Origin of the sequence: Microbacterium jejuense, from assembly GCF_039544225.1 — a bacterium.
Classification (GTDB): Bacteria; Actinomycetota; Actinomycetes; order Actinomycetales; family Microbacteriaceae; genus Microbacterium; species Microbacterium jejuense.
Genome location: NZ_BAABLG010000001.1, coordinates 48,956 through 69,542, shown reverse-complemented (window position 1 = coordinate 69,542; position 20,587 = coordinate 48,956). Strand labels below are relative to the sequence as shown.

22 protein-coding genes are annotated in these 20,587 nt (G+C 70.6%); 11 read left to right on the top strand and 11 right to left on the bottom strand.

What is annotated here, in order from left to right:
* Positions 1–14 precede the first annotated feature (14 nt).
* From ABEA46_RS00305 to ABEA46_RS00295, 3 genes are all read left to right on the top strand, one after another.
* Positions 15–1,145: a hypothetical protein gene (locus ABEA46_RS00305; protein ID WP_345542319.1), complete on the top strand. Its 1,131-nt coding sequence runs from the start codon at positions 15–17 to the stop codon at positions 1,143–1,145.
* A gap of 131 nt (positions 1,146–1,276) precedes the next feature.
* Positions 1,277–2,995, top strand: coding sequence for a hypothetical protein (locus ABEA46_RS00300; RefSeq protein ID WP_345542318.1), 1,719 nt, complete (start codon positions 1,277–1,279; stop codon positions 2,993–2,995).
* Between the two features lie 317 nt (positions 2,996–3,312).
* Complete coding sequence (locus ABEA46_RS00295) at positions 3,313–4,587, top strand: GNAT family N-acetyltransferase (RefSeq protein WP_345542317.1); 1,275 nt, start codon at positions 3,313–3,315, stop codon at positions 4,585–4,587.
* 65 nt (positions 4,588–4,652) lie between these two features.
* Here ABEA46_RS00295 and rplI read toward each other — a convergent pair whose 3' ends face one another.
* From rplI to ABEA46_RS00270, 5 genes are all read right to left on the bottom strand, one after another.
* Positions 4,653–5,105: a 50S ribosomal protein L9 gene (gene rplI / locus ABEA46_RS00290; protein WP_345542316.1), complete on the bottom strand. Its 453-nt coding sequence runs from the start codon at positions 5,103–5,105 to the stop codon at positions 4,653–4,655.
* Between the two features lie 11 nt (positions 5,106–5,116).
* Positions 5,117–5,371, bottom strand: a complete 255-nt coding sequence (gene rpsR / locus ABEA46_RS00285; RefSeq protein WP_005054609.1) for a 30S ribosomal protein S18 — start codon at positions 5,369–5,371, stop codon at positions 5,117–5,119.
* Positions 5,372–5,437: 66 nt separating this feature from the next.
* The gene (locus tag ABEA46_RS00280) at positions 5,438–5,962 is read right to left on the bottom strand and encodes a single-stranded DNA-binding protein (RefSeq protein ID WP_345542315.1); all 525 of its coding nucleotides are present in this window, start codon (positions 5,960–5,962) and stop codon (positions 5,438–5,440) included.
* A 5-nt stretch (positions 5,963–5,967) separates the two neighbouring features.
* A complete protein-coding gene (gene rpsF, locus ABEA46_RS00275) occupies positions 5,968–6,336 on the bottom strand; it encodes a 30S ribosomal protein S6 (protein ID WP_018173635.1) in 369 nt (122 codons plus the stop codon).
* 151 nt (positions 6,337–6,487) lie between these two features.
* On the bottom strand, positions 6,488–7,687 hold the full coding sequence (locus tag ABEA46_RS00270; RefSeq protein ID WP_345542314.1) for an acyl-CoA dehydrogenase family protein: 1,200 nt from the start codon (positions 7,685–7,687) through the stop codon (positions 6,488–6,490).
* A gap of 126 nt (positions 7,688–7,813) precedes the next feature.
* Between ABEA46_RS00270 and ABEA46_RS00265 the strand changes: the two genes are divergently transcribed.
* Positions 7,814–8,839, top strand: coding sequence for a hypothetical protein (locus ABEA46_RS00265; protein WP_345542313.1), 1,026 nt, complete (start codon positions 7,814–7,816; stop codon positions 8,837–8,839).
* Here the strand turns inward: ABEA46_RS00265 and ABEA46_RS00260 are convergent.
* Positions 8,829–9,602, bottom strand: a complete 774-nt coding sequence (locus ABEA46_RS00260) for a hypothetical protein (RefSeq protein WP_345542312.1) — start codon at positions 9,600–9,602, stop codon at positions 8,829–8,831. The two genes, ABEA46_RS00265 and ABEA46_RS00260, sit on opposite strands and share 11 nt — an antisense overlap.
* Positions 9,603–9,782: 180 nt before the next feature.
* On the opposite strand from ABEA46_RS00260, the gene ABEA46_RS00255 reads away from it, so the two are divergent.
* The 5 genes from ABEA46_RS00255 (at position 9,783) to ABEA46_RS00235 (ending at position 14,230) form a co-directional block, all read left to right on the top strand.
* On the top strand, positions 9,783–10,409 hold the full coding sequence (locus tag ABEA46_RS00255; protein ID WP_345542311.1) for an SGNH/GDSL hydrolase family protein: 627 nt from the start codon (positions 9,783–9,785) through the stop codon (positions 10,407–10,409).
* Positions 10,410–10,416: 7 nt separating this feature from the next.
* Complete coding sequence (locus tag ABEA46_RS00250; RefSeq protein ID WP_345542310.1) at positions 10,417–11,082, top strand: GntR family transcriptional regulator; 666 nt, start codon at positions 10,417–10,419, stop codon at positions 11,080–11,082.
* A gap of 136 nt (positions 11,083–11,218) precedes the next feature.
* Positions 11,219–11,626 carry a YciI family protein gene (locus tag ABEA46_RS00245; RefSeq protein WP_345542308.1) on the top strand — a complete coding sequence of 136 codons (408 nt, stop codon included), beginning with the start codon at positions 11,219–11,221 and terminating at the stop codon, positions 11,624–11,626.
* 1 nt (position 11,627) lies between these two features.
* Positions 11,628–12,764, top strand: a complete 1,137-nt coding sequence (locus ABEA46_RS00240; RefSeq protein ID WP_345542307.1) for an RNA polymerase sigma factor — start codon at positions 11,628–11,630, stop codon at positions 12,762–12,764.
* A 65-nt stretch (positions 12,765–12,829) separates the two neighbouring features.
* Positions 12,830–14,230, top strand: coding sequence for a HupE/UreJ family protein (locus ABEA46_RS00235; RefSeq protein ID WP_345542306.1), 1,401 nt, complete (start codon positions 12,830–12,832; stop codon positions 14,228–14,230).
* 215 nt (positions 14,231–14,445) lie between these two features.
* Here the strand turns inward: ABEA46_RS00235 and ABEA46_RS00230 are convergent, their stop codons facing one another.
* Together ABEA46_RS00230 and ABEA46_RS00225 are read right to left on the bottom strand one after the other, a co-directional pair.
* Positions 14,446–15,546: a WxL protein peptidoglycan domain-containing protein gene (locus ABEA46_RS00230; RefSeq protein WP_345542305.1), complete on the bottom strand. Its 1,101-nt coding sequence runs from the start codon at positions 15,544–15,546 to the stop codon at positions 14,446–14,448.
* Positions 15,547–15,634: 88 nt separating this feature from the next.
* On the bottom strand, positions 15,635–17,545 hold the full coding sequence (locus ABEA46_RS00225) for a purple acid phosphatase family protein (RefSeq protein WP_345542304.1): 1,911 nt from the start codon (positions 17,543–17,545) through the stop codon (positions 15,635–15,637).
* A 258-nt stretch (positions 17,546–17,803) separates the two neighbouring features.
* On the opposite strand from ABEA46_RS00225, the gene ABEA46_RS00220 reads away from it, so the two are divergent.
* Both ABEA46_RS00220 and ABEA46_RS00215 read left to right on the top strand, forming a co-directional pair.
* Positions 17,804–18,424: a type 1 periplasmic-binding domain-containing protein gene (locus ABEA46_RS00220; protein ID WP_345542303.1), complete on the top strand. Its 621-nt coding sequence runs from the start codon at positions 17,804–17,806 to the stop codon at positions 18,422–18,424.
* 335 nt (positions 18,425–18,759) lie between these two features.
* Entirely contained in the window at positions 18,760–19,137 is a 378-nt protein-coding gene (locus ABEA46_RS00215; protein WP_345542302.1) for a hypothetical protein, read from the top strand.
* 61 nt (positions 19,138–19,198) lie between these two features.
* On the opposite strand, the gene ABEA46_RS00210 is transcribed toward ABEA46_RS00215, so the two are convergent.
* The 3 genes from ABEA46_RS00210 to ABEA46_RS00200 all read right to left on the bottom strand — a co-directional run bounded on the left by ABEA46_RS00210 (position 19,199) and on the right by ABEA46_RS00200 (position 20,561).
* Positions 19,199–19,783, bottom strand: a complete 585-nt coding sequence (locus ABEA46_RS00210) for a sugar O-acetyltransferase (RefSeq protein WP_345542734.1) — start codon at positions 19,781–19,783, stop codon at positions 19,199–19,201.
* A 69-nt stretch (positions 19,784–19,852) separates the two neighbouring features.
* Entirely contained in the window at positions 19,853–20,158 is a 306-nt protein-coding gene (locus tag ABEA46_RS00205; RefSeq protein WP_345542300.1) for an NIPSNAP family protein, read from the bottom strand.
* 70 nt (positions 20,159–20,228) lie between these two features.
* Positions 20,229–20,561: a nuclear transport factor 2 family protein gene (locus ABEA46_RS00200; RefSeq protein ID WP_345542299.1), complete on the bottom strand. Its 333-nt coding sequence runs from the start codon at positions 20,559–20,561 to the stop codon at positions 20,229–20,231.
* Between the last annotated feature and the right edge of the window lie 26 nt (positions 20,562–20,587).

Below are 20,587 nucleotides of genomic sequence, written 5' to 3'. Positions count from 1 at the left end.
CGTGGGAGGTGAACGTGGAGATCGCAACCTCGCAGCTGCTGAGGATCGTGCGGCTGGCCCTCATCGGGGTCGGGACCGCGTTCGCCTGGATCGTCGTCTCACTGGTCCTGGGCCTCGGGCTCGGGCAGGCGCACGCCGACGACAACGACCACGACGGACTGCTCGGGGGTGTCCTCGGCGCCGTGACCTCGACTGTCGACACGACCGCATCGACAGTCACGAAGACCGTCACCGAGACCGTCTCGACCACCACCACGACCGTCACCGATGTCGTCGACACGGTGGTCGCGGTGGTTCCGGCGCCGGTCCAGAAGCCGGTGAGCGAGGTCGTCCAGGCCGTCGGCTCCGTTGTCACCGAGACCGTGACGACGGTCACCGAGCCCGTCACGGACGTGGTGTCGGGCGGCGTCGTCAGCGGGATCACGAAGCCCGTCGTCGACGTGGTGACGCAGGTCCCCGTCGTCGGAGACGTCGTCAGCGGCATCGGTCTGGACGACGCTGTGGACGACCTCGGCGAGACCGTCGACGAGACGGTCGGCGGGGTCGTCGGGGGTGTCGTCGACGCAGTGGAAGACACCGGCTCGACCATCGGCGACCCGCCGGCAGACCCCGGGACCGGCGTCGTTCCGGTGCTCCCGGAGCTTCCGATCATCTCCGAGCTTCCCATCGTCTCCGAGCTTCCCATCGTCTCCGAACTGCCGATCGTCGGCCAGCCGGTCGCCCCGACGATCCCCGACGGCTCCGGCTCGACCGACCCCGCCTCCGACCTGCCCGCTGCCGTCGTCGTCGACACTGCCGTCGTCGATGACGTGGATGCCGCCCCCGCGACACTCCCGTCGGCATCGGCCGTGCGCGACGCGTGGAGCGCGGCATCCATCGCCGTCACCGCGACGCCGGAGGCCACGCTCTCTTCTTCCGCGGCGCTGCCGGGCAGCGCGGGCGGTTCGACCAACGGCGGTGGCGGCGGGCTGTGCCTGCCCACGTCCTCTTCTTCGGCGGGACCCGGCGGTGCGGGTCCCGGCGCCTGGGCGTTCGACGCCCTCGATCCTCTCGACGCAGACCGTGCCTGGGTGCGTCGAGCGGGGCCCGAGGACGAGCACGCGCCACCGGCGCCCATCGGCTCCACCGACGTCTCCCCCGACTGATCGGCTCGCGGCCGTCTTCTGAGCTCCTCCGGAGCCGGACCCGACGGCAGAGCACCGGCGTGCCTTCGCGCGCCTGCAGCGCTGCGCTCTCGCGCGCGCCGCGAACCGATCAATCCATGAAGGGGAACATCATGCGCACTTTCTACAAGCGCGCCCTCTTGGGCACGCTCATCGCCGGCGGCATCACGCTGCTCGGCGCGACGGTCGCCAACGCGGCCGAACCTCCCACCGATCCTGACCTGCTCTCATCCGTGGTCGCCGCCGACGGTCTCGTCGACAGCGTCGTGGGCGACGGCATCGTCGACCCGCTGCTCGGTGACGACGGCGCCGCAGCGCCCGTGACCGATGCGGTGGCCGCGGTGGTCGACGGCGTGACCGGCACCACCGCCGGCACCGCGATCACCGAGGCTCTCACCGGCGACGACAGCGCACTCAACGATGTCGTCGGTGATGGCGCACTCGTCGAGGGCGGAACCGTCGGCAACCTCGCCGCGAACGGCGACGCCGTGCTGGACGATGTCGCGGCCGGCGACGTGCAGGCCGCGGTGACCGATCTCGGCACGACCGTCGAGGACCTCGGCTCCGATGTCGGTCAGACCGTGACCGCGGCAGCCGCGAACGTCGACGACCAGGTCGTCGACGGCGTCGTGGCCGATGCCCTCGCCGATACGGCCGGCATCCTCAGCGGCGACGACCCCGCCGCGGGCCTGGACACCCTGGTGCAGGACCTCGGCGACAACACCGCCGATGCGACCGACACGTCCGGCCTCGCACAGGACGCTCTCGAGCAGACGCTCGAAGGCGGACCGACCGCGACGCCCGCGACGCCGGTCGACGATGCCGACGGTCTGCTGACCGGCCTGACCGAGGACGACGGCCTCATCGACGGACTCGTCGGCGACAGCGTGCTCGACCCGGTCCTCGGCGAGGACGGCGCCCTCGAGCCCGTCACCGACGCAGTTGGAGATCTGCTCGACGGCGTCACCGACACGACCGCCGGCAGCGAGCTGCTGGATGGTCTGCTCGGCGAGGACTCGGGCTTGAACGACGTCGTGGGCGACGGCATCCTCGTCGAGGGTGGTCTCGTCGGCAACGCCGTCGACAACGTCGACAACACGGTCGACGACCTGCTCGACGGTGACGTGGACGGCGTGGTCGACGACCTCGGCACGACGGTCTCCGACCTCGGCTCCGACGTCGGCACCACGGTGACCGACGCGACCGCCAACACCGCAGACCAGGTCATCGACGGCCTCGTGAACGACGCGGTCGGCGACGCCGGCACCATCGTGGACGAGCTGCTCAACGGCGGTGACGTCGTGGGCGCCGTGACCGACACCGTGCAGCACGCGGGCGACAACCTCACCGACGCGGTCGACAACACCGGCCTCGTCGACGATCTGCTGACCGACGTGCTGGGTGACACGGACCCCACGGACCCCACGGACCCCACGGACCCGACCGATCCCACGGACCCGACCGATCCCACGGACCCCACGGACCCGACCGATCCCACGGACCCCACGGACCCGACCGATCCCACGGACCCGACCGATCCCACGGACCCGACGGACCCTGGCACGCCGGGAACGCCCGGAACCCCCGGCACCCCGGGAACCCCCGGAACCCCCGGCACCCCGGGAACCCCCGGAACACCCGGAACCGACGGCACCAACGGCACCAACGGCGGCACCGGATCCACCGGCGCGACCGGTTCGGCCGCTGACGCCGGTTCGGCCACCGCACTCGCTGCGACAGGAGGGGCGGGCGCGTTCCCGTTCCTGCTGCTGGGGCTCTCGCTCCTGGTGGCGGGCGCGTTCGCGCGCGCGTCGCGGCGACGCTCCGCGTGAATCGGCGGGGCAAGTCGACGTTCCCCAGACGCCCCTCGCCCCACCCGCGTGAGCAGGCGGGAGGACCGCCCCCACCGGTCCTCCCGCCCCTGAACCACCCTCGGCCGCGTGATCTGGCTCTTGCCTGGACCCGGCCGCGGCCGAGGGTGCCACACCCATCCCGGCCCCGTGTTCGTCCGTCACTGCCTGGACCGGACGACACGGGCCGGGATGCACCGAGCGGATGCCGCGACCCGGGGGGCTCGCGGCATCCGCTCCGGCATGTCCGGCCCCGCACGCGCGTTGCGCGCCCCACGACGGGAAGCCAGAGTGGAGGGATGCCGCTGCCTGAGCCCTACTCCCTCCTCCCCGTCGGCGAAGAGCGCCACGACGACGTCCTGCTGCTCGACATCTGGGCGTTCCCGACCGGCGAGACCGTCGATGCGCTGCGGGACCTCCCGAGCCCGCTGAGCTGGAACCGCACGTTCGGCGTCGTCCACGCCGACGACGAGAAGCTTCTCGCCGGGTTCCACGGCGCATACCCGCTGCGGGCGTATCCCGTCCCCGGCGCCGAGGTGTCCTGCGGCTGGCTGACGTGGGTCGGTGTGCATCCCGGCCACCGGCGACGCGGCATCCTTCGCGGCATGATCGAGCACCACTTCGCCGACTGCCTCTCGAACGGCGAGCCCATCTCGGGTCTCATGGCCGCCGAGACCCCGATCTACGGGCGCTTCGGGTACGGCATGGCCTCGACCCAGGTGAACCTCACGATCCCGCGCGGCGCGGCCCTGCGCCCGGTGGCGGGATCGGAAGAGCTCGCGGTGACGCTGGAGGTGTGGGATGCCGCGGCCCACGGCGATCTCGTCGCCGGCATCCATCGCGACTATGCGCGGTTGCCCGCCGGCCTCGGCCGGCCGGGCTGGGCGACGCGCGAGACGCCCGCGCAGCGGGTCTCGCGCGACACCGACGCCCCTGCCCGTCGCGGCGGCAAGGAGGCTCTGCGCGTGCTGGTGGTGCGCGACGAGTCCGGCACCGCCGTCGCGTACGCGACGTTCCGCCGGTCGAGCTCGTGGGAGCGCGCCGGCGCCGAGGGCACCGTGCACGTGCGCGAGGCCGTCGCTCTCACTCCGGCGGCCGCGCACCGCATGTGGTCGGTGCTGCTCGACCTCGACCTCACCAGCAAGGTGCAGATCGCCAATCTGCCGATCGACGACCCGATCGTGTCGCTTCTGGTCGACATCCGCCCCGCGGTGCCCGACTACCAGGACAACAGCTGGATCCGCATCCTCGACCTGCCGGCCGCGCTGTCGCAGCGCGCGTTCGCGGGCGACGTCGACGTCGTGCTCGAGGTGACCGACGCGATGCTCCCGGCCAATGCGGGCCGCTGGCGCGTGCGGGCTGATGCGTGGGGCCGCGCCGAGGTGACCGCATCCGACGCCGAGCCCGACCTGGTGCTCGACATCCGCGAGCTCGGCGCCGCCCACCTCGGCTCGGTGACGCTCTCGTCGCTCGCCCAGGCCGGTCTGGTCACCGCCCGCACGCCCGAGGCGCTGCGCCAGGCGTCCGCGGCGTGGTCGTGGCCCGTTGCCGCCGGCGCGAACTGGATCTTCTGACCCGCCGCAAAACGACGGATGCCGCAGACCTGAGGGTCTGCGGCATCCGTTCGTGTGCGCCAGAGTTACTTGGCGGCGACCACCTGCAGCGTGATCACGGCGGTGAGGTCGTCGCGGAGGCGGATCGTCGCCTCGTGCTCGCCCACCGACTTGATCGGGGAGGTGATGTGGATCTTGCGCTTGTCGAGGTCACCGAGACCGGCGGCCTTGACCGCGTCAGCCACGTCGACCGTCTTGACCGCACCGAACAGACGGCCCTCGGCGCCGGCCTTGACGGCCAGGCGGACCTTGTTCGACTCGAGGTTGTTCTTGAGCGCCACAGCCTCTTCGTGGTCGTGGATCGCGCGCGCCTCGCGGGCGGCGCGGATCGACGCCACCTGCTTCTCGCCACCGCGGGTCCACGCGACCGCGAAGCCCTGGGGAATGAGGTAGTTACGGGCGTACCCGTTCTTGACCTCGACAACGTCACCGGCGCTACCGAGCCCGGCGACCTCGTTCGTGAGAATGAGCTTTGCCATGTGGGTACTCCTTAGCGGCCAGCGCCGGCGTAAGGCAGGAGCGCCATTTCGCGCGCGTTCTTGATCGCCTTGGCGATCAGACGCTGCTCCTGCACCGAGACACCGGTGATACGACGGGCGCGGATCTTCCCGCGCTCCGAGATGAACTTGCGGAGGGTGGCGACGTCCTTGTAGTCGATGACGCCGACACGGATCGCCTTCGCGGGAGCGGCGTTCTTCGCGCCCTTCCGCGGCTTCCGGCGATCGCCGGTTGCCTTTCCAGCCATGGTGTTTCCTTTACGTTTTGCTGATCGGATGCCTCGTCACGGGGCATCCGGAATCTGTTTCTGAGATCAGAACGGGGTGTCGTCGCCGTAGGCGCCCGGAGCCGCCCACGCGTCGCCCGCAGGGGCGCCGTTCGAGGAGCCGGGCGTCGACCACGGCTCGTCGGCGACCTGCGCCGGACGCGACTGACCGCCGCCGCCGAAGCTGCCGCCGCCCCCGCCGGAGCCGCCCGCTGCGCGGGTGACCGAGGCGGTCGCGTAGCGCAGCGAAGGGCCGATCTCGTCGACCTCGAGCTCGATCGCGGTGCGGTTGTTGCCCTCGCGGTCCTGGTAGCTGCGCTGCTTGAGGCGGCCGGTCGCGATGACCCGCATGCCCTTGGTCAGCGAGCCGGCCACGTGCTCGGCGAACTCGCGCCACACGCTCGCGCGGAGGAACAGCGCTTCGCCGTCCTTCCACTCGTTGCTCTGACGGTCGAAGTTGCGGGGCGTCGACGCGATCGTGAAGTTCGCGACGGGGAGGCCGTTCTGCGTGTAACGCAGCTCGGGATCAGCCGTGAGGTTGCCCACGACGGTGATGATCGTCTCGCCGGCCATCTGCCTTACGCCTTCGCAGCCTTGGCGGTCTTGCGGGCCGCACGCTCGTCGGCGCGCTGCTTCTCGGACGCGATCATGGCGATCGCCTCTTCGGCGCGGAGGACCTTGGTGCGCATGATCTGCTCGCTGAGGTTCAGCTGGCGGTCAAGCTCCTGCGTGGTCTCGGCGGTCGCCGTGAAGTTGACGACGGCGTAGATGCCCTCGTTCTTCTTCTGGATCTCGTAAGCAAGACGGCGCTTGCCCCAGATGTCGATGTTCTCGATGGTGCCGCCGTCGGTCGTGATGACCTTCAGGAACTTGTCGAGGTTGGCGCCGACCTGGCGCTCGTCGATCTCGGGGTTCAGGATGACCATGAGCTCGTACTGGTGCGTCACTAACCCACCTCCTTCGGACTAGAACGGCTGTCGGGCATTTCCCGGCAGCAGGAGGGTGTGTTGCACGTCATCCGGACGGCGCGCGGGCGCGCGCTCACACGGACAACCCTCCTATGGTACCGGATGCCGCAACAGGCGCCCAATCGGCCCGTCAGCGGAATGCGCCCAGCCCGGTCAGGTGCTCACCGAGGATCAGGGTGTGCACCTCGTCGGTTCCCTCGTACGTCCGCACCGACTCGAGGTTCGCGGCATGGCGGATCGGCGAGTTCTCCAGCAGCACGCCCTCGCCGCCGAGGATCGTCCGCGCCTCGCGGGCGATCGCGATGGCCTCGCGCACGTTGTTGAGCTTGCCGAGCGAGACCATCGCGGGCGTCAGGGCGCCGGCATCCTTCGCCCGCCCGATCTGCAGCGCGAGCAGCGCGCCCTTCTGCAGCTCGACGACCATGTCGACGAGCTTGCGCTGGGTCAGCTGGAACCCGGCGATCTTCCGCCCGAACTGCTCGCGCCGCAGCGCATGCCGCAGTGCCGCCTCGTAGCTGTCGCGCGCCGCACCGAGTGCGCCCCACACGATCCCGTACCGCGCCTCGTTCAGCGCCGAGAAGGGTCCCCGCAGCCCGCGTGCCTCCGGGAGGAGAGCGGATGCCGGCACCCGCACCCCGTCGAAGGTCAGCAGCGTCTGCACCGACGCCCGCATCGAGCCCTTCGGCTCGAGCACGGCGATGTCGAGCCCCGGCGCGTCGGTGGGCACGAGGAAGCCGCGCACGCCCTCATCGGTCTGCGCCCACACCACCGCGACCTGAGCGATCGACGCGAGGCCGATCCAGCGCTTGGCGCCCTCGATGACCCAGTCCGACCCGTCGCGGCGCGCGAAGGTCGTCATGCTCGCAGGGTCGGACCCCGCGCCCGGCTCGGTGAGCGCGAAGCTGCCGATGACCTCGCCCGCCGCCATCCGCGGCAGCCACTCGCGCTTGTGCTCCTCGGAACCCCAGCGGTGGATCGACCCCATCGCGAGCGAGCCCTGGACTGACACGAAAGTGCGGATGCCGGAGTCCCCGGCCTCGAGCTCCAGCGCGGCGAGACCGTATTCGACGGCGCTGCGGTGGCGGCATCCATATCCGTCGAGGGTCATGCCGAGCACGCCCAGGCGCCCCAGCGCGGGAGCGAGCTCGGCGGGAAAGACGCCCCGGTCGAACCAGTCCGCGATGTGCGGCCGGATCTCGGCGTCGACGAAGGCCCTCACCCGGTCGCGCTCGGCGCGTTCGGCGTCGGTGAGCAGCCCATCCAGACCGAGGACGTCGGATGCCGCACGCAGCGCATCGAGGTCGTCGGGGTCACGGGTGACATCGGTCATGTCACGATTCTGCCGGGATCGTGGTTCACGATTCCGTCCGAACGCCGAAGGCACGCCGGTGTTGAGCGGGTCGGCGGCAGCCACGCAGCAGCCAGACTGAATTGCGCACGGAGGTAGCGTGTGCGCATGGAGTGGACGGGTGACGCGACCGCGGGCGACTGGCTGCGCGAGGGCATCGACACGCCCTGGCGGGGGACGATGCACGACATCATGCCCCGCGGGTTCGCGGCGTACGCGCGGGTGTTCCACCCCGCGACGCGCGAACGGCCGGTGGGCCGGGCGTGGCCGACCGGGCGGGACAGCCGCGAGTGGGACGCCATCCTGCACGACGGCATCGACGTCGAGCGGGCTCGCTGGGCCGACGCCGCAACGGCATTCGGCACGACCATGCACGCCGGCGCGCAGTGGCACCGCCTGGTGCGCGGCGACCTCCAGGCAGGCGACGCTGAGCCGGTCGACGGTGAGGGCTGGCGCTACTCCGAGCCGCGGGAGGGATGCCTCGACCCCGAGTCCGTCGCCGTGCTCGCGACGCTGGCGGCCGAACACACGACGACCCCCGGCGACGCATACGTCGCGGTATGGGAGGGGTGGGGCGGACTGGTCGGTTCGTTCGGTCCGGCACCGACGGCGGCGATGACAGCCTCGGAACCGTGGTTCGCCGGCGATGGGCCGGAGCCGGGATCGGGTGCGGCCCTGCGTGAAGAGATCGAGGCCGCAGCCCTCGAGGAGCACCATCGCCGGATGCTCGGGTTCTCGGTCACCGATCCGTTCAACAACGTCTTCCGCAAGCCGGTCTGGCGCCCCGGACGACTCTCGGACGAGACCTCGCGCGCCGTGGCGAACGGCGCGCGCCTGGAGCTGCCTGCCCGGGAGCACGTGCTGTTCCGCGCACGCCTGGAAGAACTCGCGACCCCGGAGTGGGCCGCGCGCGTGCCCTGGTCCGACCGCACGCCGGAGTGGACGGCATCGCCGAGCTGGATCTGGCCCGCAGACCACGCGTTCGCGATCGCGACCGAGGTGGACTGGGACTCGACGATCGTCGCCGGCACGAACGCGTTCGTGCGTGCGGTGTGCGCGCACCCCGCCCTGGAGGCGCTGCCGATCCGCGAGGACACCGCGCTGACCTGGGACGCCGACGACCTCAACCGCTGAGCACCCTGTTCGCGGGGAGTGCGGTGACGAGCAGCTGCACACCCACCGCTCCGGCCACCCCTGCCACGAACGCGTACCCGCCCCACGGCACGACCGCCAGCGCCACGACGACGCAGAATGTCGCCAGGCCGACCATGCCGGTGAGCGCGCCGGCGAGCGTCGCGCGCACGTGCGCCGCACCCGACTGGGCGTGCACGAAGGCGGCGATGATGCTGACGCCGATGGGGAACGGGGCGAGGATGCCGGTCCAGAACGGTCCGAGTGCGCCCGCGGCCGAGGTCACCGCGATCACGAGGGCACCGGTCGCGACAGCACGGGCGACCAGGTCCCAGCGCGGCGGGGGCGCCGGCATCCCGAGATCATCCGCCGCGCGCGGCAGCAGCGAACGCGCGGTCGCGATGGCCGCCAGCGCGACCGCGAACGCCACGACCGGGAGGAACCGGATCGCGGAGGTGGCGGCATCCATTCCCAGCACCACAGCCCAGCCGGCCAGGAGCGTCAGCGTCCACGGCAGGCTGCGCGCGACCCACGCGTAGACGAGGGCGAAGGCGGCGAGCACGGCGACACCGGTGAGGGATGCCGTCGCCGCGCGACTCGTGAACGCGGCGCCGTGCTGCACGAACACGATGAAGAGGATGGGCCCGGCGACGACCGGCTGCCCGATCAGGACACCCGCGACCCGCGGGCCCCAGCGGCGGCCCGCGAGGGTCGACGCGACCACGAGCGTCGGCGCGAGCAGCAGTTTGAGCAGCAGTGTCTCCACTTGCAGTCAGTATTCCAGCGGCGTCGTGTCGCGGGCTGCGCATTTCTCGCGCCGGACACCCCACAGGCGATAGGTTCGCGACAGCCTCTGGTGTTCCGGCGAGTGGCGCGGGTCACGGGGACCACGCAAGCGATTATCGATTATGCTAACGGAACACGCTCCAACGATGGGAACGCACGGATGCCTCGCACGACCACTCTCGTCTTCGCCGGCGACTCGATCACCGATTCCGGGCGCGACCGCGACGACGTCGCCTCGCTGGGGGACGGGTACGTCCAGCTGATCGCGCAGACCGTCGCCGAGCGCGACGAGACCGTCGTCAACAAGGGCATCTCGGGCAACCGTGCCGTCGACCTCGAGGCGCGCTGGGAAGACGTCCTCGGCGCCGGACCCGACGTGCTGACCGTCTACATCGGCGTCAACGACATGTGGCGCCGCTTCGACCGCGACGACCCGACGTCGGCCGAGGACTTCGAGGCCACCGTCGCGGGCCTGCTGCAGGCGGCTCAGGATGCCGGCGTCGAGCGCATCCTCCTCATCGAGCCGTTCTTCGTGCCGGTGCGCGATGACCAGGTGTCGTGGCTCGACGACCTCAACCCCAAGCGCGACGCCGTCAGGCGTCTGGCCGAACGGTTCGACGCCACCCTCGTCGAACTGCACGACACCGTCACCGCCGCGGCCGCCGAGCACGGCGCCGCCGCGATCGTGCCCGACGGCGTGCACCCGACGCCGCAGGGATCGGCGATCATCGCCGATGCGTGGCTCGCCGCCCACCTGGGCACGGTGGCCGAGACCCCGGGAAAGTAGGTTCCACATGACCGATGCGCTCAGTTCCGTCACCGAGCTCAAGCGCGGCCTGCTGTCGGATCAGATCTACGAGCTCGTCAAGACGATGATCAAGGACGGCTCGCTCGAGCCCGGCGAGCAGCTCGTCGAGTCGCAGCTGGCCCGTCGCCTGCAGGTCAGCCAGGCGCCGGTGCGCGACGCCCTCAAGCAGCTGGTGCACGAGGGTCTCGTCACGCACGTGCGTCACCAGGGCAGCTTCGTCACCAGCTACACCGACGAAGAGGTCGCGCAGGCCCGCGTCGCGCGCGCCGAGCTGGAGTCGATCGTCGGCCGCCTGACGTGCGGCACGCTGTCGGCCCAGACCCGGGCCGACCTCGAAGCCCTCATCGCGCAGATGCACGAGGCCGCCGACGAGAAGGACCTGGGCGCATTCCGCGAGCTCGACTTCGCGTTCCACCGCTCGGTCGTCGAGGCCAGCGGCAATGTCTACCTCCCGCGCATGTGGGACATCATCGAGCCGAGCCTCCGCTCGTTCCACGTGCTCGCGGACCCCGACTACCCGGGCGACTGGCACGTCGCGGCGGACTGGCACCGCAGCCTGCTCGAAGCGCTCGACGGCGGCGACGCCGAGGGCGCGGCACGCCTCTTCTATGCGCACGCGGCAGGGACGCTCCTGCCCGACGAGCAGGACTAGGGCTTCGAGATGCGGATGCCGGCGGCCCCGGCATCCGCATCTTTCATCTTTCTCGCCGCCGATGTCGAGATCGACCGGCCGGTTCCGTCTCCTATCCGAAGCGGCCAGAATGGGCCGCACCGAACGGGAGGCTGTCATGGCCAAGTATCTGATGCTGAAGCACTACCGGGGCGGTCGTCCCTCCGTCAACGAGACGCCCATGGACCAGCTCACACCCGAGGAGTGGGCCGCGCACGTGCAGTACATGCAGGACATGGAGCGGCGACTCTTCGACTCGGGTGAGCTGCTCGCGTCGGAGGGCCTGTCGATGGGGGGCGCATGGGTGCGATTCGACGGCGAAGGACGACCCCCGGTCGTCGACGGCCCGTTCGCCGAGACGAAGGACCTCATCGCGGGCTGGATGATGATCGACGTCGACTCGTACGAGCGCGCGGTGGAGCTCGCCTCAGAGCTGTCGGCGGCGCCCTGGGCAGGTGGCAGGCCGCTCGGCGAGTGGCTCGAGCTGCGCGAGGTCATGTTCTCCACCACCGCAGACTCGGAATGACATGGATGCGACGGCCCTGCGCCGCGCGATCCCCGAGGTCGTCGGCATCCTCGTCCGGCGCGGTGCAGACTTCGCGTCGGCCGAGGATGCCGTCCAGACCGCGCTGTTGCGGGCCGTCGAGCGACCACCCGCAGAAGACGTGCGCGATGTGCGCGCGTGGCTCGTCACGGTCGCGTGGCGGGTGTTCCTCGACCAGGTGCGCGCCGACACCGCCCGCGCGGCGAGGGAGGAGAAGCTCGCCCTGGAGCCCGAACCGGGGTCGGTGCCGCAGCACGACGACACGCTCGGGCTCTACTTCCTGTGCACGCATCCGGTGCTGACGCCGACGTCGGCGACCGCGCTCACGCTGCGCGCGGTCGCCGGCCTCACGACCCGGCAGATCGCGGACGCCTTCCTCGTGCCCGAGGCCACGATGGCGCAGCGCATCAGTCGCGCGAAGCAGCGGCTCGCCGGCATCCCGCTCGATCAGCCGGGCGATCTGTCGCGCGTGATGCGCGTGATGTACCTGGTCTTCAACGAGGGCTACTCGGGCGAGATCGACATCGCCGCCGAGGCGATCCGGGTGACGCGGCAGCTCGCCGCCCTCACCGACGAGCCCGAGGTCGCAGGGCTCCTCGCGCTCATGCTGCTGCACCACGCGCGGCAGCCGGCACGGGTCGTGGACGGCCGGCTCGTCCCGCTCGCCGCGCAGGATCGTACGCGGTGGGACGTGGATGCGATCACCGAGGGGGTCGACGTGCTGCAGGCCGCGCTCGCGCGCGACCGGCTGGGGCAGTACCAGGCGCAGGCCGCGATCGCCGCACTGCACGCGGATGCGCCGACCACCGCCGAGACCGACTGGGTGCAGATCGTGGAGTGGTACGACGAGCTGCTCGCGTTCGGCGACTCGCCCGTCATCCGGCTGGGCCGGGCGGTCGCGGTCGGGGAGGCGGACGGCCCGCGCGCGGGGCTCGCGGCCCTCGAGAGCGTGGGCGAGGACGTGCCCCGGTACCACGCCGCGCTCGCGTACCTGCATGAACGGGCGGGCGAGCCGGATGCCGCCATGGCCGAGTACACCGAGGCCGCGCGCCGCGCCACCAGCGCATTGGAGCAGCAGCATCTGCTGCGCGAGGCGGAGCGTCTGCGCCACGCGCGCTGAGCTCGCGTCCACGCGCGTCACCTTCAGTTCTCCTGCCGTTCCCCCAGGTTCACTAGCGTCGGCGGGTGCTCCCCGCTGTTCCCCGTCTCCTGCGCCCTCTTCTCCTCGCCATCGCGGCGGTCTTCGCCGCGCTGCTCGTGCTGCTGCCCGCGACCGGCGCGTCCGCGCACCCGGTCGGCAGCACCGGGGTGTTCGTCACTGTGCAGTCCGACGCCGTCGACGTGAAGATGCAGATCCAGAAGGCCGGGTTCGTCGCGGCCACCGGCTACGACCTCGCCACCGATCAGGCAGAGCTCGACGCCGTCGCCGACAACCTCATGACGTTCATCCTCAACCGCGTGACGATGCGCGACGAGGTGGCGAAGCTCACACCGGAGGTCACCGAGGACCCCGAGTTCGTCACGGTCAACGACGAGGACTCGATCGAGACCACGATCCGCTTCACCGACGGCCACCGGCCGATCGAGGGCGCCATCACCCTCGACTACGGGTTCATCCTCGACGTCGTCCCCTCGCACCAGGTGTACGTGGCGCTCGTGAGCGACTGGAACAACGGCCAGGTCGCCGAGGGCGACCCCGAGGTCGTCGGCGTGCTCGGGGGAGGTGTCACCGAGATCACCCTCGACCGCGCTCAGCAGACGCCCCTCCACGGCTTCTTCTCCGTCGTGTGGCTCGGGATGCTGCACATCGCCGAGGGCACCGACCATCTGCTGTTCCTCACGACGCTGCTGATCGTCGCGCCGTCGCTGGCCGTGCGCTCGCGCCGCGGGTTCCGCTGGACGCAGCCCATCCCGACCAGCCGTGCGGTGCTGCGGGCGACGCTCATCATCACGTCCTTCACGGCCGGCCACCTCATCACGCTGGCGCTGGTGTCGCTGGGCGTCATCTCGTTCCCGACCAAGCCTGTCGAGATCCTCGTGGCCGTCTCGATCGTCGTGGCCGCGATCCACGCCATCAAGCCGCTCATGCCCCGCGGCGAGCTGATCATCGCCGGCGTCTTCGGGCTCGTGCACGGCACCGCGTTCGCGACGACGATCCTCGACCTCAACCTGGGCTTCGGCGAGAAGCTCGTCGCGATCCTGGGGTTCAACATCGGCGTGGAACTCGCGCAGCTCTGCGCGGCCGTGCTCGTGCTGCCGCTGCTGATCTGGCTGTCGCACGCGCGCGCGTACACACCGTTCCGCAACGTGATCGCGGCGCTCGCGATCGTCGCCGCCTCGGCCTGGATCATCGCCATCAGCGTGGACGGCACCACGGTGCTGCAGCCCGTCTTCGACGGCATCGCCCGCTTCCCGGTGGTCTGCTACCTCGTCTTGGTGGCGGTGGTGGCGGTGCTCTGGTACTTCACGCGCAACGGCTCCGGTCAGGGCGAAGCGGATGCCGCCCCCCTCGCCCCCGCAGAACCCACGGCTGCTGACGTCGACGTCCTCGAGCACGAGGCGTCGTCGGAGCGCACGCCCGCGTAGGGTCAGCTTCGACCCGCCCGGCTGCCGGAATCCTCGGTCTCGGCGCGGATATCCCCGGTTCGGCGAAACAAGGGACTCGACCCGAGACCGAGGGCGACGCCCCCTGAGTCGCGCGGACTCCCTCGTCTCGCCGGTGCAAGGTCGCCTGGCGCTGTGGAGCGACACGAAAGAGCCCCGACCGGTCAGCCGGTCGGGGCGCTCGCGTGCGGTGAAGGTCAGTCGTTCGCGCCGACCGGGGCCTTCGCCCGCTCCTCTTCGAGGGCCTTCTCGACGGCCTCGGTGACGCGTGCGTCCTCGCGCTGCTGCGCCTCGGCCTTGCTCCGTCCGCGTCGGCGGAGCACCAGCACGATCGCCGCAGCGATGAGGGCGAGGATGATCAGCAACATCCACGGCACGGCGACGCCGACGCCCGTCGCCGACACCTCGGTGATCGGTGAGCGGGAGCCGGCGGCATCCATCACCACAGGCGTCACCGTGGTCGACGCGAGCAGCGCGAACAGCGGCGGGACGTTCGGGACCACGACCGTCTGGGTCAAGCTCTCGCCCGGCAGCAGCTCGGGGACCGCGGCGACCGCCGGGGCGTCGGTGACAAGCAGACCGAAGACACCGCCCACCGTCGAGGCGGGCTCGGCCGAGACCGCCGCGTTGCCGGTGTTGTGCAGTGTGTAGGTGACGGTGGCGTCGCCGCCCGCGAACGGGTTCAGGCCGCCGTTCCACGAGACGGACAGGCCTTCGACCGCGAGTGCCGGCGCCAGCTCGCCGCCGACGCGCAGGTTGACGCGGATGCCGAGCCGGCGGTCGACGTTCACGCCGGTCGCGGCGTCAGGCACAGTCAGCGAGGTGACGATGCCGCCGGCGTAGTCGCCGGGCGTCGCGTTGTCGGGGATGCTGACCGTGAACGGGATGCTGGCCGACGCGCCCGCGGCGAGCGTGACGGACTCCTGGTCCGGGGTGATCCAGGCGCCGACGGCCTTCGACTCCTCGCCGGCGACGACGAGCGAGAGGGCGCCGTCCTCGGATGTGAAGCCGTCCGCGGCGTAGACCTTGAGCTCGACGGGCTCCTGCCCGTGATTGGCGACGACGATGCCGTCCGCGACGGAGCCGCCCGGATCGATCGTGTAGCCGTAGTTCGTGCGGTCGGCGCCGAAGTTGTTGGACTCGGTGCGGACCGTCCAGTTGACCGCATCCGCATCGGTGTCGGAGTCGGCGGCCAGAGCCGGCGCAGCCGGAAGGGCGATGGCGAGAGCGACGGCGACGGCTGCGCACAGAGCGCGGACACGGTGACGCAGTCGGGGAGAGGAGGGGCGTGCGTTCACGGGGGACTTTCGAGGTGGAGCGGAAACGGGACGGTCCGTGGGAGAGAGCCGAAGCCCTCTCCCACGGACGCGGGTGCGATGACGCTGATCAGCCGGCGAGGGCCGTGATCGTCAGCGTCGCGCGGTAGCTGCCGGTCTGGGTCTCGGTCGGCAGCTTCAGGTCGAGGTCGGCGCCGAGCAGCGCTTCACCCTTGTCGTGGCCCTGGACGGCCGCACCGAGCACGCGGGTCACCGACAGACCGGCGCCCCCGTCGAAGCCCGAGGCGACAGCAGCGCCCGCGACCGCGCCGGCACCCGGCGTGACGACCTTCGGGGACCAGCCGAGGTAGCTGCCCGAGAACGTCTTCTTGCCGTCGGCGAAGTCGCCGAGCACCGAGGTGATCGACCAGGGCGCGAGCGACGAGCGGGTGTCCGACACCGAGATCGGGTTGATCTCGCCCGACGCCTCGAAGTAGCCGTCCTTCTCCTCGGCGGTGCCGAGGTCGACGAGGCCGTTCTCACCGTCGATGGTCCAGCCGAACTCGCCCGGAGCCGCGGTCGGGACGATGACCTGAAGGTCCTCGCCGCCGTCGGCGTGGTGCGGGTGGATGGTCACCGAGTCGATCTTGGACTCGACCCCGCCGTTCGCCGACGCCTGCGAGCGGATGCCCTCGACGACGAGCTCGTCAGCCTTGACCTGCACCTTGACGTAGCTGCGGGTCTTCTCCTGGCTCTGGACCGAGTTGTACCAGTAGCTGCCCGGGTTCAGCGGGTCGGCGCCGTTCCCCGCACCGCTCGTGCCGCTGTTGTCGGGCGCCGTGATGTCGTAGTACTTCGATCCCGACGCCGAGTTGGCCGTCATGTAGATGACGCCGCCCTCACCGACGAACACGTCGTTCGCGCCCGGCTGCTCGTCGGCATTGGCCTTCTGGCCGTCCTTGATCTCGTAGCTGCGGGTGTAGACGTGGTCGTGGCCCTGCAGCACGAGGTCGACGCCGAGCTGCGAGAACGTCGTCGGGAAGTCGACGCGACGCACCTTGTTGTCGGCGTCCTTCGCGTGCGAAGCGGCCGAGTAGATCGAGTGGTGGTAGACGAGGACGGTGTACTTCGCCTCGGCGCCGTGGGCGTTGACGACATCCGTCACGTACTGCACGTGCGCTTCGTCGCCGCCGCCGGTCGCGTCGTTGTAGCTGTTGCTGTTCAGGTCGATGAACAGCACGTCCTTGTAGATGTACCAGTAGTCGCCGCCGGACTCGGTGGCGGTGTTGCCCGAACGGTAGTAGTCCGCCGAGTAGTCGGTGTTGGGCGTGTAGAAGTGCTGCTCGTACGCCTTGCCGCCCACGTCGTGGTTGCCGATGGTCGCGGCCCACGGGTACGAGCGCAGCTGCTCGGGCGCGAGGAACGCGTCCCACTGCGTCTCGGTGTTGGCCGTCTCGACCTGGTCGCCGCCCGACACGAGCAGCTCGGCGTTCGGGTTGGCGTTCAGCGCGACGTTCATCGTGTCGACCCAGCCGGCCTGGTCGTTCGCCACGTTGCCCGAGGCGCCGATCTGCGGGTCGCCGAAGAACAGGAAGTCGAAGTCGCCCTCGAACGACTGCGTCTGGAACGAGTAGGTGGCGGACCAGTTGCCGTTCGAGCCGACGCGGTAGGAGTACTGCGTGTTCTCCTGCAGGCCCGAGATGGTCGCGTGACGGTTGAAGCCGCCGCTGGACGCGATGTTGGCGGTTCCGGTCGCCGAAAAGGTCGTCACCGAGGCGACGAACTCACCGCCGACGAGCGCCGACGTGGGGGCGACCTGCACGACCTGCGCGCTGTCTGCCGAGGTGTACCAGCTGACCGTGCGCTGAGCTTCGTCCGCGCCGACGCCGAGCACGATGCCGGTGTACGAAGCGGTGGTGGCCGCGTGGGCACCGGCGGGTGCGACGAGTGCGCCGCTGAACGCCAGTGCCGCACTGACCGCTGCGGCTGAGAGCCACAGGGCCGCGCGACCGCCGGGCCGGGGGGTTGCTACCGAGAGCATGTGTCTTCCGTTCCTTATTGAATTGCGTGGGGGAAGCGGCGCCGGGTCGCCCCGGCTCCGACAGACGAGCCTCGTGACCACACGTGACGGTCCACGTCCGCGTGTATGAACTCCCGACGCCCGGAAAGCGAACAATGTGCGAACGGGGGCGCCCGTGGGGGATCCCGGTCGGCGCCGTCGCGCATGCTGGAAGCATCCCTCCATCCATCCGCTAGGACGACTGTGCTTCTCCGCGCCCTTTCAGCGACCGCCGCTGCCGTGCTTCTGCTCTCGCTGACCGGCTGCGCCACCGACGACTGGAGCGCTCCTCGCGCCGCGCCGACGGTCGTCGGCACGCCCGCGGCGGGCTTCATGCCCGCGACGGCACCTTCGCCCGAGGCCACGGTGGTGCCCGCCGACGGCTCGTGGCAGGGCGTCTCGCCGTCGGCCGGCTATCGCGTCGTGCTGCTCACGAGCGGTTCGGATGCCACCACCGAGGTGCTCAACGCCGCCGTCGAGGACTGGGCGTCCGAGGAGCAGGTGTCGCTGCGGACGGTCGTCGCCGAGGACTCGGGCGCGATCCGGGCGATCGTCGATGCGATGGACATGAAGCCCGACCTCATCGTCAGTACCGGCGAGGCGCTCGTCGACGCTCTCGCGATGGTCACGCCGAACCACCTCGACGTGTCGTTCCTCGTCCTCGGCGCGGAACTGGCCGAACCCACCTACAACGTCACGGCGGTCGACTGGACCGGCGCCGGGTTCCGGGGCGAGGGCCTGGGTTCGGCCACCCACTTCGACGAGTCCTCGTTCACGCCGGAGCGCAGCGACGCGGCGATCCGTGCGGGTGCGGCGGCCGTGCTCACCGGCATGACCGGCGTGGTGCTCTGGATCGAGTGATCCGGGATGCCGGCGGCCCGGCGCCGCCCGTCCCGCATCACCGCTGCCATGGGCGCGGTGCCGGAGGCTCAAGCAGCGTGCGATCACGCGTATTTCCTCCCTCCGGACAAGCTGTACTTCGCCCATTGGGGCTCGGACGCCGACGCCCCGCTGGACGTCGTCGTCTGGGCCCGCGCCGATCGAACCCGACTGCGTGGGCCGCGTTCTGGCTTGCGCTGGCCGGCCTTGAGTCGGGGTGCCGGCGGCCACGGATTCGCGTGAGCGCCGCGGTCGTCGCTCACAGTGACCCCGGGCAGGCTCTGGTCCTGCGGTGGGCTGAGGGATATGGTCGCTGCATGGCGGAGAGACTGGTCGAGAAGCTCGCCGGGGCGGTCCCGTCGTGGGGCGCCCGCATCGCGTACGGAGAGAAGTCGACGGTCGGCGGGCAGGACATCGTGCCCGTCGCGATCGTCGCATTCGGGTTCGGCGCCGGGGAGGGGTCCGGCGAGACACCTCCCACTGAGAAGCTGCCCCAGGGCAAAGGGGAGGGAGCGGGCGGAGGCGGCGGGGGCATCGCGCTGCCTATCGGCGCCTACGTCCCGGGTCCGAGCGGGACTGTCTTCAAACCCAACTCGATCGCCTTGGTGATCGCCATCACCCCGATCGTCATGAGCGTGGCGGCTGCCATCGCCAGCGTGTCCGCGGTGCGGAGCGCCGTCAAGCTCCTCCGCTGACGCTCGGCGACGAGCCGACCGCGGGCTCTGGCGGGCGGCGCCGTATGGCGCCCACCGGGGGTCAGTCGAATTCGCGGATCACCCTCGCGGGATTGCCGACGGCCAGCACGTTGGCGGGAAGGTCCCGCGTCACGACGGCGCCGGCTCCCACGACGGTGTTGTCGCCGATCGTCACCCCGGGGCACACGATGACGCCGCCACCCAGCCACACGTTGTCGCCGATCGTGATCGGTTCCGCGGCTTCGAGCTTGTCGCGGCGACGCTGGGCATCGATGGGGTGGGTCGGCGTGAGCAGCTGCACGTTCGGGCCGATCTGGCAGTCCTCGCCGATCCTGATCGCCGCAACGTCGAGCGCCGTCAGGTTCGAGTTGATGAACGTGCGCGCACCGATGTGGATGTTCCGGCCGAGGTCGACGAACAGCGGCGGCTTGAGCCACACGCCTTCGCCGAGGGTTCCGACGAGGTCCGCAAGGATCTCCGGTGCCGTCCCGTCGTCGGCGACCACAGCCTGCTCGTACTCGCGCACGAGGCGCACCGCCCGAAGCACAGCGACCTCGATGTCGGGGTCGTCGGCGATGTAGAAGTCGCCTGCGAGCATCCGCTCGTAGTTGGTCCGGTCATCCCCGGCGAAGTAGTCGGTTTCGATGATGTCCTCCTGGATGCCGATGCCGAGCCACATCGTAACTCGACGCGCAACGCCCGGCCTCGCGACCGCTCAGGAGAACACCGGGGCGAGGAAGCGCCGCTCGTACCGGCGGATGCACCCCGTGCGCCGCGCGAGCTCGAACGCCTCCTGGCACTCCGGGTCGGTCTTCGACGCGTTTCGGTAGACCTCGTACTCGGCCAGCGACGGGAACGTGAACAGGGCGAACGCCTCGTCGCTGTCGCCCTCGCTGGGCATGAAGTAGCCGTGGTGCGTGCCCCCGAGCCTGTTGACGAGCCGGATCCAGGTGCGGCCGTACTCGGTGAACTCGTCGAGCTTGTCGGGGTCGATCTCGTAGCGAAGGTGGACGGTGATCATGGGGTTCCTTTGCGATCGGGGCCACAGACGAGTCTCGTCGACGACAGCTCGTGCGACCGCCGTGGTGCCATCAGGGCTCGAAGGTCAAGCGATCCCAGTAGCCGCGTTGCATGACGATCCGCCCGTCGACGACATGGAAGAACCCGCATCCTCGGCGCCCCTGCGGATCGCGCCACTCCAGGATCGCCCACTCGCCGTCCTCGAAGAGGTTCTCGACGATGCAGACCAGCGCGGTGCGCTTGAAGTCGGTGGCGAACATCCGCCGGATGCTGTCCCGCCCGGCCACGGGCTCCAGCGCCACCTGGTCATTCACGGCGTCCTCGGCGTAGAGGTCTGCAAGCGTGTCCACATCGGACTGGTTGAAGGCCTCGACCCAGGCCTGCACGAGCGCGCGCGGTTCCATGACCAGACCATATCCCTGCCCGACGG